The organism is Cupriavidus sp. 8B (assembly GCF_054589115.1).
Genome location: NZ_BAAILO010000510.1, coordinates 1 through 334, shown reverse-complemented (window position 1 = coordinate 334; position 334 = coordinate 1). Strand labels below are relative to the sequence as shown.

The 334-nt window shown below is 59.0% G+C and carries 1 protein-coding gene; it reads right to left on the bottom strand.

All coding sequences use genetic code 11. The features are described from left to right. Nucleotides 1-298, bottom strand: a 298-nt coding sequence (locus tag ACYP5B_RS45940; protein ID WP_459574020.1) for a hypothetical protein, incomplete at its 3' end; no start/stop codon positions are given. Between the last annotated feature and the right edge of the window lie 36 nt (nt 299-334).

Sequence of the window (334 nt, the reverse complement as noted above, 5' to 3'; positions counted from 1 at the left end):
CCTGCATACCAAGGTCTTTCAAGACCATGCCCGCCATCCTGAATGTCCCGCCGCTTTCACCCGTCATCGCAAGCTCACCCTGCCCACCCTGATCGCTTTCATGCTCGGCAATCTGCGCATGGGCATGCAAGCCGAACTCAATCAATTCTTCGCCGCGCTCGCCCGCCAGAACACTTTGTGCCGGTGCATCAGTGAACAAGCCTTCGCTCAGGCTCGCAGCAAACTCAGCGGCGATGTTTTTGCTCACCTCAATGACTGGCTGCTTCAGCAAGTGTCCAACCATTTGCCGCGCTGGCATGGCTTTCGGCTGGTCGCCGCGGACGCCTCACACCTG